Source organism: Neptuniibacter marinus, from assembly GCF_001597725.1.
Lineage (GTDB): Bacteria > Pseudomonadota > Gammaproteobacteria > Pseudomonadales > Balneatricaceae > Neptuniibacter > Neptuniibacter marinus.
Genome location: NZ_LUTR01000023.1, coordinates 20131 through 34530, shown reverse-complemented (window position 1 = coordinate 34530; position 14400 = coordinate 20131). Strand labels below are relative to the sequence as shown.

The window sequence follows — 14400 nt, the reverse complement described above, 5'->3', positions numbered from 1 at the left end:
AAATAAAAATGACGGCAGATCCAAGGGACTGGATCGCCGTTGCCGCCCTGCCCAGCCTTGGGCCGGCTTCGATTAAAACGTTATGGGAGAAAGGCTGGACGCCAGAAAAGCTTCTTAACGCGCCTTTAATCGAATGGCAGCGGTTAGGTCTTAAACAGAAAACTATAGATGCGCTGTGTGAATATCAGAGCTCCTCTCAAGGGCTTGTTCATCAAGCTATAGATACTGCGTTGCAGTGGCAAGCATCTTTTGATGACGCATATATCCTACCTATCACCGACTCTGATTATCCTCAATTACTTCGTGAAATTTATGATCCTCCTCCTATTCTGTTTGTTCGTGGGAATGTTCAAGCACTTAATCTACCCCAGATAGCGATTGTCGGTAGTAGGAACGCGTCTGTAAGTGGTTTAAAGCAAGCTTATGGGTTTGCCTTAGAATTCGCTAAAAATGGCGTTGTTGTTAATTCGGGATTGGCTTTGGGGGTTGATGCCGCGGCCCATAAGGCGTGTATTGATATTGAGAAGCCTACTGTCGCTGTTTTTGGTACCGGCATTGATCGGATCTATCCAGCCCGAAATCGATCGTTAGCTGTAGATATTTTAAGAAACGGAGGTGCTTGGGTAAGTGAATTTTTCTTAGGCTCCCCTCCTATAGCGCCCCATTTTCCAAAAAGAAATCGCTTAATTAGTGGTATGAGTGTAGGTGTGCTGGTTGTTGAGGCTGCTCCGAAAAGCGGATCTTTAATTACAGCTAGAATGGCGATGGAGCATGGTCGAGAGGTTTTTGCCCTACCGGGCCCATTAAATAATCCTTTAAGTCGAGGTTGCCATTTGCTAATTAAAGAGGGGGCAGTATTGGTAGAAACAGCGCAAGAGATGATCGATCAACTTGCGCCCTTATTAGGTTATTATCTAAATGAGGAGTTTGATCAAAATAGAGGAAGCCCAGACAATAGTGCCCAGAGTAATTTACTGGTTGAATTGAGTGGCGCCGAGAGCCGCGTTTTAGAACAGATAGGCTATGAGGTTTGTTGCATAGATGAGCTAAGTGTTCAAAGTGGTTTAAGCATTGCTGAGTTGAGCCAGCTACTTGTCTCTATGGAATTGAAAGGCGTTATAGAGCAAAGAGAGGGTGGCTATATTAAGTGCTAAAAGAGCTTGGATCGCCTAACATGAAATAAAAAGGAATATCAGTCGATTTTTCTATATATTTTTCGTCTATATCTATGACCGAACAGTTGTTGCAAAGCAGGCTTTGAACATTTAGTGTTCAGCATCCTAACTTAACTATCCGAGAGAGACATGAGCAAACCATTCCTTGCTATTCTAATGGGGTCGGATTCTGACCTACCTGTAATGACCGCTGCGGTTGACGTATTGCGCTCATTGGACGTTGCGTTCGAAATTAAAGTTAGCTCTGCACACCGTACTCCGGTTCAGACGCATGATTATGTTAAAGATGCCGATGCTCGTGGTGCTGTAGCTTTTATTTGTGCTGCCGGCATGGCTGCTCATTTAGCAGGAGCCGTAGCTGCGAATACAACTAAACCTGTTATTGGTGTGCCAATTAATTCATCGCTTGATGGTTTAGATGCATTGCTTTCTACTGTTCAGATGCCGGGCGGCATTCCTGTTGCTACAGTTGCTATAGGCAAAGCTGGCGCTAAAAATGCTGCTTACCTGGGTGCACAGATTATGGCTGTAGCGGATGCTGATCTTGCGGAACGTTTAAAGCAAGAGCGACAAGCTAATACTGATTCTATTGTTGCAAAAGATGCAGCACTGCAGGAAAAGCTCCAGAACGGTGAACTGTAATAAGAATTTAGGCTGGTGGCATATTCACCAGTCTGTTCGGGCGATAGAACATGGAGGTGTTATCGCCTATCCTACCGAAGCGGTTTGGGGATTAGGGTGTGACCCTTTTAACCAAGACGCAGTCTCCCACCTGCTCAAAATTAAACGACGCCCTGTCGATAAAGGGCTTGTTTTGGTTGCGGGAAACCTGTCTCAAATACAATTTCTGTTAGATGACCTCAGTGCGGAAGAATACGATAAAGTAACGGCTAGTTGGCCGGGGCCTTATACGTGGGTTTTACCGGACAAAAAAGATATAATCCCCAGATGGATTAAAGGGAAACATAGCTCAGTTGCTGTAAGAGTGAGTGATCACTTACTTGTTAAAAGCTTAACTGAAACTTACGGATCTTTCATTGTTTCCACTTCTGCTAATCCTTCAGCTCATTGTCCTGCCAAAGATATATTGAGAGTAAATACTTACTTCGGCAGTGAGCTTGATTATGTTTTGCCTGGTTGCTTAGGCGGATTGTCTCAGCCAACCCAAATTAAAGATTTAAAATCGGACCGTATCGTTAGGGTCTGAATATATAAGTGAGTGAGTACTATGTCCGCCCCAAATATCGAAGCTGTAAAAGAATATCTGTTAGGCCTTCAGGATGCTATTTGTGATGCCCTTGAAAAGGTTGATGGCGGTGGTGAATTCTTTGAGGACGAATGGCAGCGTGAAACAGGCGGCGGTGGGCGAACTCGAGTATTAGCGGATGGAGCCATCATTGAAAAAGGCGGGGTTAACTTCTCCCATGTTTTTGGTGATAAGTTACCGGGCTCTGCTACTGCACATCGACCTGAGTTGGCCGGGCGTAACTTTCAGGCGATGGGTGTTTCCTTAGTTATCCATCCAAGAAACCCTTACATCCCTACTTCGCATGCTAACGTACGCTTTTTTATTGCAGAAAAAGAAGGGGAAGATCCTGTTTGGTGGTTTGGTGGTGGTTTTGATTTAACGCCTTACTATGGCAATGATGAAGACTGTAAATTTTGGCATCAAACCGCTAAAGACGCATGTGACCCGTTTGGCGAGGATATCTATCCACACTTTAAAAAATGGTGCGATGAGTATTTTCATCTGAAGCATCGTGATGAGCCAAGAGGAATAGGCGGGTTATTTTTTGATGATCTAAATGAGTATGGTTTCGAAAAAAGCTTTGCTTTGATGCAATCTATTGGTAACGCTTATAGTAAAGCTTACATCCCAATTATTGAGCGTAATAAAGGTAAGGAGTACGGCGAGCGTCAACGGGATTTCCAACTACATCGTCGTGGACGTTATGTTGAATTTAATCTTGTTTATGATCGCGGAACGCTTTTTGGTCTTCAGTCTGGCGGGCGCACAGAGTCAATTTTAATGTCACTGCCTCCCGAAGTGCGTTGGGGCTATGATTGGAAACCCGAAGCAGGCACTGAAGAATCTGTTCTATATGAGCGTTATTTAAAACCTACAGATTGGTTGAATGTTTAACATTACGCAAGCAATGTAAAGAGTCCAGATATATGACAGATCGTTATGCCGTTTTTGGTAACCCTATATCGCATTCAAAGTCACCGCAGATTCATACGGCTTTTGCTGAAAATACAGGTCAAGATTTGATCTATGAGGCGATTGCTGTAGCGGAAGATAAATTTGCTGAAACTGTTGAATCATTTTTATCCGGTGATGGGCAGGGGTTGAATATCACTATACCCTTCAAGCAGGAAGCTTGGGCGTTAGCTACCGTGCGATCTCCTCGTGCAGAACTTGCCGGAGCAGTGAATACACTCTATCGCGATGAGCAGGGGCAGCTCTGTGGTGATAACACTGATGGTGTAGGTATGGTGCAAGATATTGTGCGTAACCATGGCGGCAAGATTGAAGGTAAGCGGGTTCTTATTCTGGGTGCTGGTGGTGCGGTGAGGGGCGTGTTGCAGCCTGTTTTAGAGCAGAAGCCACAGCGATTAGTGATTGCAAACCGAACTGTTTCAAAAGCGGTTGAATTGGCCGAACTGGTTGCTCATTTAGGTAATGTTTCCGGATCTGGATATGATACATTGGGTGGACAATGTTTTGATTTGATTATCAATGGGACCGCTGCAAGCCTTCAGGGAGAAGTGCCTCCCATTCCTGATTCTGTTTTAGCTGATCATGCTTGGTGCTATGACATGATGTATTCCGCCTCCCCTACTGCTTTTTGTCAGTGGGCTTCAGATAAAGGCGCAGAAAAATCAATTGATGGATTAGGTATGCTCGTTGAGCAAGCCGCACAATCCTTTCAAATATGGCGCGGAATTGAACCTGATTCTCAGTCGGTAATTAAACAGCTTCGTAATCTATTAACTGATTGATTTTAATACAACTGTTATCTTTCCTTGTTTTTCCATCAGAGCTTGCAAGCGGCGCTTCTGGGGGGTATAACTTCAAGAAACACAGGTAAAAATTGTGATTTCTTAATGACCCCAGTCATCAGCGGGAGCGCCATATGGTAACGGAAACCCGACTATCCACTGAGCAGCTCTATTGTAGCTGTGATCCTGAACTACTACCTTTTAAAACCACATCAACACTTGAACCTTTTACCGGCTTTTTTGGGCAGGATCGGGCGCTTGAGGCGATGGAGTTTGGTATTGGTATGCGCCGTCCAGGTTATAACCTGTTTGTTATGGGAACGCCTCATACTGGACGCTTTTCTTTTGCTATGGAAAACCTAAAAGCGGTTGCCAAAAAAGAGAAGAAACCGACCGATTGGATCTACCTTAATAATTTAAAAGATAATCGCCACCCTTTGGCCATCAGTTTTCCCGCCGGGAAGGCACAGCAGTTTAAGCGTGATATTAAACATATTATTGAAGGCGCTTTAACTGAGATGCCCGCGGCGTTTGAAAGCCCAACTTATCAGCGCATGAAAAGTAAAATCGAGCGCGATTTTAATCGTTATTATGATCATGCGATTGATGCCGTTGAGCGCGAAGCGCGTGAACACAGTATTGCTGTCTATAGAGATGCTGGGACTATAGGGTTTACTCCCGTTGCTGATGGGCAGGCAATGGATGAGGCAGCTTTTTCTCAGCTAACTGAAGAGGCACGAGCTGGATTTACTCGAGCTATTTCTGAGTTAGAAGATCAGCTAAATGAAGCACTAACTGGCTTGCCTCAATGGCGTCGTGAAGCGGCGGAAAAGTTAAAAAACCTTGATCGAGACACAACTAGAGAAGCGATCTCCCCCCTATTCCAACCGATTAAAGAGAAATATGCCAATCTCTCTGCAGCCATGGACTATTTGGCTGAGATGGAAAACTCGTTGGTCAAAAACTGTAGTGAAATTGTCGGTGATGACAAAGTTTTAGAACCTGTAACTGATGCTGCCCGACGTAACTATATGGAAAGCAATTACGGGGTTAATCTGCTAGTTGATAATGTTAAAACCAAAGGCGCTCCCGTTGTTTACGAGGCTCATCCGAGTTATGAGAATCTATTTGGCCGCGTTGAATATAATACGGAGATGGGTGCGCTATCGACCAACTATAAGCTTATTCGTCCTGGTGCATTACATCAGGCTAATGGCGGTTATTTGGTTATGGAAGCGGAAAAATTATTGGAGCAGCCTTTTGTCTATGGTGCATTGAAACGAGCACTGAAATCCCACGAGATTAGTATCGAAAGTCCTGCCAGTGAATATACAGGGATCAGTACTATCACCCTGTTGCCGCAAGCGGTGCCTTTGACAGTAAAGATTGTGCTAGTCGGTTCTCGTGATATTTATTACTTATTACAAGAGCTCGACCATGACTTTGAAAAGATGTTCAGAGTGGTGGTCGACTTTGATGAGGATGTAAAACGTACACCTCAGATGGTACGCAGTTATGCACGGCTAATGAAAACTTTAGCTGATGAAGAGGGTTTGGCCCCGCTAACACGCCGTGCAGTCGCTCGGTTGGTGGAACATAGTTCTCGGCAGGCTCAAAACCAAGAGTTGCTCTCCGCCCATATTGGTGAACTCGTTGATCTGCTCTGTGAAGCGGATTTTAAACGGATCAAAGAGGAAGATGAGCTAATCAATGCTGATCATGTGGAGATGGCATTGAATGCGAAAGAGCGTCGTACAGCACGGATGGCGGAGAAAATTGAAGAAGGTATCGTAGAAGAAACAGTACTGATCGATACTGAAGGTGAAGCTATAGGTAAAGCTAATGGTTTAACTGTACTTCAAGTAGGTGATGTGGCATTTGGTACACCTGCACGCATTACTGCGACGGTATATCCCGGTAATCGCGGTATTGTGGATATTGAGCGGGAGGTGACTTTAGGTCAGCCTATTCACTCGAAAGGGGTACTTATCCTCAGTGGTTTCCTGGGCAATCAGTACGCTAAAGATTTCCCTATGGCGATGTCTGCGAGTATAGCTCTAGAGCAATCTTACGGTTATGTTGATGGTGATAGTGCTTCATTAGCAGAGGTTTGTACTTTAATTTCTGCGCTTACCCATATCCCAATCAGTCAGAATTATGCAACCACGGGTTCAATCAATCAGTATGGTGAAGTACAGGCCATTGGTGGTGTTAACGAGAAGATAGAAGGTTTCTTTAATCTATGTAAGGCACGAGGCTTGAATGGCGAACAGGGAGTGGTTATTCCTAAGGCAAATATTCGTAATTTAATGTTAAAGGCTGAAGTGGTTGAAGCGGTTAGGCAAGGTGAGTTTTCTGTTTATGCAGTTTCCCACGTGGATCAATGCCTAGAAGTCTTGATGGGGCGTAAAGCCGGTAAGCGGAAAGAGGATGGTACATTTACCCAGCGAAGTATTAATGCCCAAGTGGTTAAACGCTTACGCGAAATATCTAGTGCTAAAGCGGACTAAACCTTATACCTTGTGATTAAAAAGTGTAAAAGTTGGTGTAAGTTAGTTCCATGCCTGACGCTTTACAGATAATATGCACGCTATTAGTGCAACGGGAACGTTGACACTATGGCTATACCAAATTGTGACGACCGGCATTGATGATAGAAGGGGGATTCAATGCCGGTCTGTCACACTCCAAACAAACCACAGTGTTGATCCACGGTTTGCTCAGATTTATGCCACTAAACCTTTAGGTATAGCTACTTAGAACTCTGTCACAAGGACAAGGTTTAAAGTATCAGTTTCTTCATTGCTGTATGATTCTTCACGTACGTACTCAGCAACAACAGATGCATTTTCACCGAATGAGCGCTCTACACCTAGAACAATACGTTCTTCAGCTAGGTCTACAACATTCTGGCCATCATCTGTTTCGCTGTAGCCTGCGAAAATTTGACCGTCAGCGCCAAACACGTTAGTTGCATAACCTGCATTTAGGTGTAGGAACGTTGGATCGATAGAAGTGTTGTCAGCATCAATATCAATATATTCTGCAGAAAGGGCTAGAGCACCGGCTTCATATAGGCCGTTTAAACGCCATGCATCACCTGCAGGAAGGCCGTTTAGATCAGCAACATCGCTTAGATAACCTGCACCAAAAGACAAGCCTTCAGTTACAGCGAAATCTGCGCCTAGGCCTACAGTATCAAGGGTATCGCCATCTTCTGCGCCATTAAAAGTATAAGCGTCTAGTGTTAGGCTATCGTTACCCCAGCTAACCATCGCCATACCTTCTTTGATATCGAAAGCATCGTCAGTTAGTGGATCAGTCCATGAGTTGCTGTTAATAACAGCGAATGGAACAGGTGCTTTACCTACAGTAAGGGCTAGGTTGCTATCTGGAGCACCAATTACAGCATAAGCTTCAGTTACGTCTAGTTTGTCGTCTTCATACTCAATTAAAGAAGAAAGCGTTACGTTTTCATTAATTTTAGCTTCAATGCCTAATTCAAATGTGTCAAGAACGACATCATTTGTGCTATTGCCGCCGTCTTCTTCAGAGTGAGTAGCAAGAATTTCCATTGCTCCAGAAACGCTTACATTATCAGCAAAACCACCAGAGCTAGTGTTAGAAACGTTTTTTTGCTTAGCTAGCGTTTCTTGCTGAGTGGCTAGTTGAGATTCAAGCTGTGCAATGCGTGCTTTCATTGCTGCTAATTCTTCTGCAACGTCCGCAAATGCAGGAGATGATATTGCTAGAGCCGCTGCAACACATGTGGCGATGGCTGTTTTTTTTTCATGGTTTTTCCCTTCATCTTTATGTAATAGTAGTAAGTTATATTGTAACATTTTGTTAACATATATGTGTATAGCTGAGGCCGCTAAAAATAATGAACCTAGGCTTAGATTGCGGTCGCCTAGGCTAAAATTTTTGACATGTGGTTATCCCAAGCAGTCTGTACAGGGATATTGAGCTTTATCTTGTGTTTGCTTTGGGTTTGACAGTTATAGCGATAGCAGTATCCCCTGCCCGTACTGATTAAGAACTCTTCAGGTTTCTCTGTTTGCGCTAAACCGCAACCATCTCTGCTTGTGGTTGATGTAATAAATTGCTGGGTGTCTGCATGCCAAAAGGTAATTAAGTTGCCACGAGGGGCTGATATCGCTGCAACTTTTCCGCTTTTATCAAAACGAGCACTACCGCAATACTGTTTCATTGCCATATTGGTGCTAATCGGTGCGCGAACTAATGCTAGAGGTTGTCCTTGGGTATGGAACGCAACTAAAGGGACATCGTCTGTTTTGTCTCCTTGGTATTGCAGTCCTATGACAACCCTGCCTGTTTGATTAATATCAAAGTGGCGAATGCTCAGCTGGTGGTACTCTTCTGGCATAAAGACCTGTTCTTTCAATTGACCTGTCTTGATGTCTATATAGGCTAGTGATGGGCGCATAACATCTATATTGAGTTTTGCCCTGCCTTGGTCAGGATGGGTAAGAATTCCCCCATTAGCAACAACTAAAGTATTCCCGTCGGCCATCATTTTTAGTTCATGGGGGCCAATGCCCGCAGAGCTAAATTGTTGTACAACAGCATAGTTATGTAGAGCATCACGAATAACAATTAGTCCCTGCCCTGTTGCAATCTCGTTTTCAGTTGAGATCAGCCAGCGACCATCTGCAGAATAAATTGCATGGCCGTAAAAGTGCTGTCCTTGAGCGCTTCTAATGCGAGTTTCTAGCTGCTTTGTTTTGTAGTTGACCACATCAATAAATATTTCTGGGCGACGACCTACAGCGGCTAATAGCGGTTTATGAGGATGGGCCGCAATGTGATGCGCTCGTGCTGGTAACTCATGACGTAAGTGCAGACGCCCTGCCTGATCGATCACCAGTAATTCATATGCACCATTGGATGCTTTTGCAGCGGAAGCAAATAAAGACTGTTTCCCATTTGCAAGCAGCGAAGGGCTTAGTAAAGAGCAACCTAACAGCAGGCTAAATTCTCTACGACTAATCCCCGTCACGACTGTTAAATCCTAGCTGAAGACCTAGTGCAGGCATGGTTTTATCAAGGCTTTCGTGTAGTTGTTTAAGCTCTTGAGCGATAAGTAATAGCTGTTCTTTCACCTTTGGCTCTTTAAGGTGCAGCGATAGTGGCGTAGGTATCTTTCCTAAGGTGGTTTCTATAGTGATGAATTGCTGTTCAATACTGTCTGCTAAATCGTTCGCACCTTCCTCTTTCAGCAACTGGAAAAGATTGTAATCTTTAAGGCCACTGTAGAGGTGATGGAGTGATTGGATATTCATCTGTATATTTTGAAGTGCATTTTTACTACGCCAGCTTTCTAAGCGACGAGCCTTTGCTTTACCTTTATTACCTAGTGGTCTAAGTATTTTTAGATCGCGAATCACTTCCAGTGGTTCGACTTGAGCTTTCATAATATCAATGCTCGCTTCTTGAGCATTTTCGTAGATACCTTCTTCGGAAATGAGTGTACTAAATTCCTGCTTGTACTCTTGCCATTCCTTATTAGTATTGTCCGTTTGAATGACTAGATAATCACTCACCGATTGTAGGAATTGGCAACGATATGGATTCTCTTCTATCTGTTTTAACGCGTCATCAGCAAAGAGAATTCGCTCCATGGCAGGTAAGCCTTTCACTGCAATACTTGCTGTTCTGAAAAATTCAGGCTCCAGTGATGCTGGATCTTGATTTTTAAGAATAATATTCAGTTGTTTTGAAGTGAGGTTTTTCTTGTCTGGCCAAAATTGAATCGTAAAATTACGCATTAATAGTTCAATAGGGCCAAACTGCACATGCTGTATACCCTGCCATGCATTCAGTGTGTCAATAAAGTGGGCTTCAGCATTCCTCAAATTTTCTTCGGATGGCGCTGCACACAGTGAGGCGCTAGCCATCGCTAAGGTTTTGCTTTTTTCCGCTAAAGCATTGTAGCTTGGAAGTATGTGCTCATTTACAGCGGCTTGATTGAGTTTTAACCAACGCTCTTGGCTGATTTCTGCTGCTGCAATTGGCGCATTCAGTAAAAATACTAGGCTGAGTGCGCTGTATCGGGTAATAGATAGCAGGCTCATTTATAGAGACTCCAGGAATTTAATAAGGTTATTTCGATCTGCTTTTGACATATTTGTCACGGACAGTTTTGCTTGTTCCGCTTCGCCTCCGTGCCAGAGGATTGCCTCAAGTAAAGTGCGTGCACGACCATCATGTAAGTAGTGGGTTTTTCCACTCACAACGTCCGTTAGACCAATGCCCCATAACGGAGGTGTTCGCCACTCAAGACCGTTAGCTAAATACTCGGCGCGATTATCGGCTAAATCTTCCCCCATGTCATGTAATAGAAGATCTGTATAAGGCCAGATTAATTGATTACTTAATTCAGGTAGCTCGGGTATGTTTGCTGTTGTAAATCTTGGCTGGTGGCAGTTAGCGCAACCGCTGTTATAGAAAATTTCTTTGCCCGCTAAAACCTCTGGATCGTCAGCATTTCTGCGAGCGGGAACGGCAATATGACGTGTATAGAAGAGTAATAGCTCTATCATGCTTGCGGATGCCTCAACGCCGTCAAGATGAGCACTATTTCCATTGGGCATGTTTAAGCAGCTTTCTTGCTGTTGTGTGCACTCGCCATAAGGACTTGTTGCATAGGGAGTGGATATGCCTATATCTCCATTAAAAGCGGTATTGTTCTGTTGGTTTAGAGTTGGTGTGCCGGCCTTCCAGCCAAATCGCCCGAGTGCTGTTGACTGGGTTTGTTGGTTCCAAACCCAGTTTGCCCTGCCTGAAATACCATCGTTATTAAGATCATTAGGATCGCTTAGGGCTAAAATGCTGGCCTCAGGAATACTTTCTAAGAGACCTAAACCAATCATCGCGGGGGCGATACGAGGTGATAATAAAGTCTCTGGATGTAGAGGGCCATATCCGAGATCGCTGATTGAGTATTTGGGGCGACGTAAGGAAACGGATTCTCCGTCCGCTAAGGTGATCTCTGTCTCGCTATAGCTTATTTGTATGTGTCCTTCGGCATTTAATCCTGCTACCGCAAAGTCTTGCAACTGAGTACCGTAAGTCAGTTCAGGGATAACACCGACCTCCCCTGTAGCTAAGGCTTGCTCTTGCTGTTGATTTTGAGGTGGGATACTTAAACGTAAGAAAAGTGAAACTGCGTTATCTTCTGGCCAGTTGCTTTCCGGCGTATGCCCTCGGCCGTCTCTTATATGACATTGCATGCAGGAGCGAGCATTATAGAGGGGGCCTAAGCCATCACTAGCGGTGGTTGAGGATGGCGCAGGTACCCACAACTTTTTGAATATGCTATTCCCTAGCTTAAAATCTAACTCTTTTTTAAATGCGAGATTAGCGGCTGGGTGGCTGAAGCTGTGTCTATTATTTCCATTATGATGAGTTGTTGCACCACCCTGCTCGATCTCTTCTGCTGTAAAACCTACCGTTGAACTCTCTGATGCGAAGAGCTGGAAGGAAAAAAGTAGATATAGGAGTGGAAATAATTTGTGCACAGTTTTTTTAATCGTCTATGAAAAGAAAAATCCGAGGCTTAGGCCCCGGATTTTATGATTAGCCTTCAGCTTGGTTACTCAGCACTAATTGATGCTGGGTTATCTAAACTATCTGAACCTTCTAGCTCAATGCCTTCAAGTTTCAACGCCGCGATTGCGTCTTCAATAGATTCAGCTTCAGCGACGAGCGCATCGACAAAAGTCTGAACTACTTGATTGCCTTCTTTGTTGTTCGCACCGATAAGTACGTCAAAAGTATTGCCTTTTGCTGCCTCATCAACCATTACTTGAGCAGCGCTTTCGGTTTTGTCTAGATTGTTTCTAAGATCCTTATCAACAGTAGGGGCTTGGTGTTTGATCAGTTCCGCAAGGCTAGCACCAGAAACTGTGGAGCCATCAACGCGGGTATATTCGCCTAAATAGACATTTTTAATCCCTTTCGCATCGTAGAAATGGGAATTATGTGTATTATCGGAGAAACAATCATGTTCCTCTTCAGGATCATGCAGCATTAAGCCTAGCTTAGTGCGTTCTCCCGCCAGTTCACCGTACGCTAAGCTACCCATGCCTGTTAGAATTGTTGCTATACCTTCTGCAGGTGCCTTGGATAATAGTTCAGTACGCGCAGGTCCTTGGGGAGCCCAATTGTTTGTCATCTCTTGCAGATCATCGATCAGAAGCTCTGTCGCAGCCATTAAATAGTCGCGACGACGATCACAGTTACCATGTGTGCAATTTTCAAGGTCAAAATCAGTCGCTGGGCGATTACCAGCACCTGGGTTGTTGCCATTTAGATCTTGGCCCCATAAAAGGAACTCAATGGCATGATAACCCGTCGCTACATTGGCTTCTACTTCGTCTATCTCATGTAGCGTTTCTGCGAGTAGCTTCTTATCTATTTTAGATGCGTCAATCTCAACGCCACCTACTTTAAGTTTACTGTTGGCAACAATATTTGCTGTATAGAATGGATTTTCATCTGATTCCGCACCATAACCTGCTGCTACGTAATCGATTAGTCCTTCATCTAGTGGCCAAGCATTAACTTTGCCTTCCCAATCATCAACTATAGGGTTACCAAAGCGGAAAGCTTCCGATTGCTGGTAAGGTACGCGTGCTGCAATCCACGCTTCACGAGCTTTTTTTAGATTCTCTTCGGTAGGTTTGGCAAGGAAAAGATTAAGAACTTTATTGAGCTCTTGAGCCGTTAGTAGCGAATCTTCATAAGTCGCTTGTGCAATGTTAGCGTAATTGTCGAGTATATCGGACTGGGCGGGCGTTGAAGCAAGAGCTGGACCGCATACGATAGCCGATATAGCTGCCGCTACGAATGACTGGCGAAAATTCATAAATCAATTCCTATTTATTTACAGTAATAATAAGCTTCCTCGAAGGATAATCGTAATGAGAATAAATATCAATAGCGAAAAGGCTAATATAATCTATTTATGGCGTTGCGCCTGAAAGCCAGTGCTCTGATTCGATAATCCATGCGGCTTCTCCATTAGGGCGAAACCAAGAATCTACTGCATAGGCATGGTCCGTATCGTTCTCAATCACTGCGGCACTGTTGTGGGGAGCATGGAGAGTGAACAAACCACGATGCATATTACCGCCCACTCGGTGGTATTTAAGCAGTTCTAAGCTCTGTAGAAGGAGTAAATAAGTACTTGTGTTGTTTGATTCGGCAACACAGTCGAGTTGATTGCTTTCAAAGCTAAAGCCAAAAGCATTTTTAGCTAAATCGTTTTCCGTGCCTATTCTGGGGCCTGTTATCTTTTCTAATAGTCCGATCGCTTGAGCGATCCTTTCTCGTTCTGCCGCAGCGTTAGTAGGTAATGGGGTGAACAGTAATTGAACGAGTTTAAGTTCATCGGTTGATAACTGTATAGATTTGGATTTAGTGCAACCAAAGTTTTGGCATAAGGTCATCTCTCCTAAGTCTGTAGGTGTTGATAAGCCATGTGTTTTTAGCCAAGAATTGGGCGTACTTTGGGTGTTATAACTACAGCCGCTGCAACCGATAAGTAGAGCGAGAGCGCTATAAGTTAGCGTAGTCTTCTTCAAGGTGCTTATCCTTTAGGTTCACATAATTAGATGCGCTGTAACTGAAAAAGGCGCGTTCTTTTTCAGTTAATGGACGTTGTTGTTTGGCTGGGCGCCCCACGTATAGATAACCGCTTTCTAGTCTTTTTCCAGGGGGAATTAAAGAGCCTGCGCCTATAACCACTTCATCTTCAACGATGACGCCATCCATAATCATAGCGCCCATACCGACAAGAACTTTATTGCCAATAGTGCAGCCGTGTAACATTGCTTGGTGGCCGATAGTGACATCAGAGCCGATGATAAGCGGATAGCCGTCAGGATTGTAAGGGCCTGCATGAGTAATATGTAGCACGGAACCATCTTGTACGCTTGTACGATCGCCTATGCTGATACGGTGCATATCGCCACGAATGACCGTGAGAGGCCAAACTGATACATCGTTTCCTAAAGTCACATCACCAAGCACGACCGCCGTTGGATCGACAAATACACGCTCTCCTAGTTTAGGGGTCATGCCTTGATAGGTACGGATTTTCATACTTTATTACTCGAATATGATTTAAAGGAAACCATTATGGCAAATTTATAAGAGGAAGTTTAAATAGAATTATAATTGAAAAATTCATTTTTGA

The 14400-nt window shown here is 44.1% G+C and carries 13 protein-coding genes; 6 read left to right on the top strand and 7 right to left on the bottom strand.

Annotation, left to right across the window (positions count from 1 at the left end; all coding sequences use genetic code 11):
* Positions 1 to 8: 8 nt before the first annotated feature.
* The 6 genes from dprA to A3774_RS13460 all read left to right on the top strand — a co-directional run bounded on the left by dprA (position 9) and on the right by A3774_RS13460 (position 6688).
* A complete protein-coding gene (gene dprA, locus A3774_RS13485) occupies positions 9 to 1154 on the top strand; it encodes a DNA-processing protein DprA (RefSeq protein ID WP_067868575.1) in 1146 nt (381 codons plus the stop codon).
* A 150-nt stretch (positions 1155 to 1304) separates the two neighbouring features.
* Positions 1305 to 1817 carry a 5-(carboxyamino)imidazole ribonucleotide mutase gene (gene purE / locus A3774_RS13480; RefSeq protein WP_067868572.1) on the top strand — a complete coding sequence of 171 codons (513 nt, stop codon included), beginning with the start codon at positions 1305 to 1307 and terminating at the stop codon, positions 1815 to 1817.
* Positions 1807 to 2382 (top strand): L-threonylcarbamoyladenylate synthase, encoded by a 576-nt coding sequence (locus A3774_RS13475; protein ID WP_231867990.1) that lies wholly within the window; start codon positions 1807 to 1809, stop codon positions 2380 to 2382. Before purE ends, A3774_RS13475 begins: the two co-directional genes overlap by 11 nt.
* Positions 2383 to 2403: 21 nt before the next feature.
* Positions 2404 to 3318 carry an oxygen-dependent coproporphyrinogen oxidase gene (gene hemF / locus A3774_RS13470; protein WP_067868566.1) on the top strand — a complete coding sequence of 305 codons (915 nt, stop codon included), beginning with the start codon at positions 2404 to 2406 and terminating at the stop codon, positions 3316 to 3318.
* A 32-nt stretch (positions 3319 to 3350) separates the two neighbouring features.
* Positions 3351 to 4178: a shikimate dehydrogenase gene (gene aroE / locus A3774_RS13465; protein WP_067868564.1), complete on the top strand. Its 828-nt coding sequence runs from the start codon at positions 3351 to 3353 to the stop codon at positions 4176 to 4178.
* A gap of 134 nt (positions 4179 to 4312) precedes the next feature.
* Positions 4313 to 6688, top strand: a complete 2376-nt coding sequence (locus tag A3774_RS13460) for a Lon protease family protein (RefSeq protein ID WP_067868561.1) — start codon at positions 4313 to 4315, stop codon at positions 6686 to 6688.
* 246 nt (positions 6689 to 6934) lie between these two features.
* On the opposite strand, the gene A3774_RS13455 is transcribed toward A3774_RS13460, so the two are convergent.
* The 7 genes from A3774_RS13455 to A3774_RS13425 form a co-directional block, all read right to left on the bottom strand.
* Positions 6935 to 8020 (bottom strand): LbtU family siderophore porin, encoded by a 1086-nt coding sequence (locus A3774_RS13455; protein ID WP_067868558.1) that lies wholly within the window; start codon positions 8018 to 8020, stop codon positions 6935 to 6937.
* Between the two features lie 68 nt (positions 8021 to 8088).
* Entirely contained in the window at positions 8089 to 9198 is a 1110-nt protein-coding gene (locus tag A3774_RS13450; RefSeq protein ID WP_067868553.1) for a DUF1513 domain-containing protein, read from the bottom strand.
* Positions 9185 to 10273, bottom strand: coding sequence for an imelysin family protein (locus A3774_RS13445; RefSeq protein WP_067868551.1), 1089 nt, complete (start codon positions 10271 to 10273; stop codon positions 9185 to 9187). The genes A3774_RS13450 and A3774_RS13445 overlap by 14 nt, the downstream gene beginning before the upstream one ends.
* A complete protein-coding gene (locus tag A3774_RS13440) occupies positions 10274 to 11719 on the bottom strand; it encodes a di-heme oxidoreductase family protein (protein WP_067868548.1) in 1446 nt (481 codons plus the stop codon).
* Positions 11720 to 11793: 74 nt separating this feature from the next.
* Complete coding sequence (locus A3774_RS13435) at positions 11794 to 13068, bottom strand: imelysin family protein (RefSeq protein ID WP_067868545.1); 1275 nt, start codon at positions 13066 to 13068, stop codon at positions 11794 to 11796.
* Between the two features lie 97 nt (positions 13069 to 13165).
* Positions 13166 to 13786: a hypothetical protein gene (locus A3774_RS13430; protein WP_067868542.1), complete on the bottom strand. Its 621-nt coding sequence runs from the start codon at positions 13784 to 13786 to the stop codon at positions 13166 to 13168.
* On the bottom strand, positions 13761 to 14306 hold the full coding sequence (locus tag A3774_RS13425; RefSeq protein WP_067868539.1) for a gamma carbonic anhydrase family protein: 546 nt from the start codon (positions 14304 to 14306) through the stop codon (positions 13761 to 13763). Before A3774_RS13425 ends, A3774_RS13430 begins: the two co-directional genes overlap by 26 nt.
* Positions 14307 to 14400 lie beyond the last annotated feature (94 nt).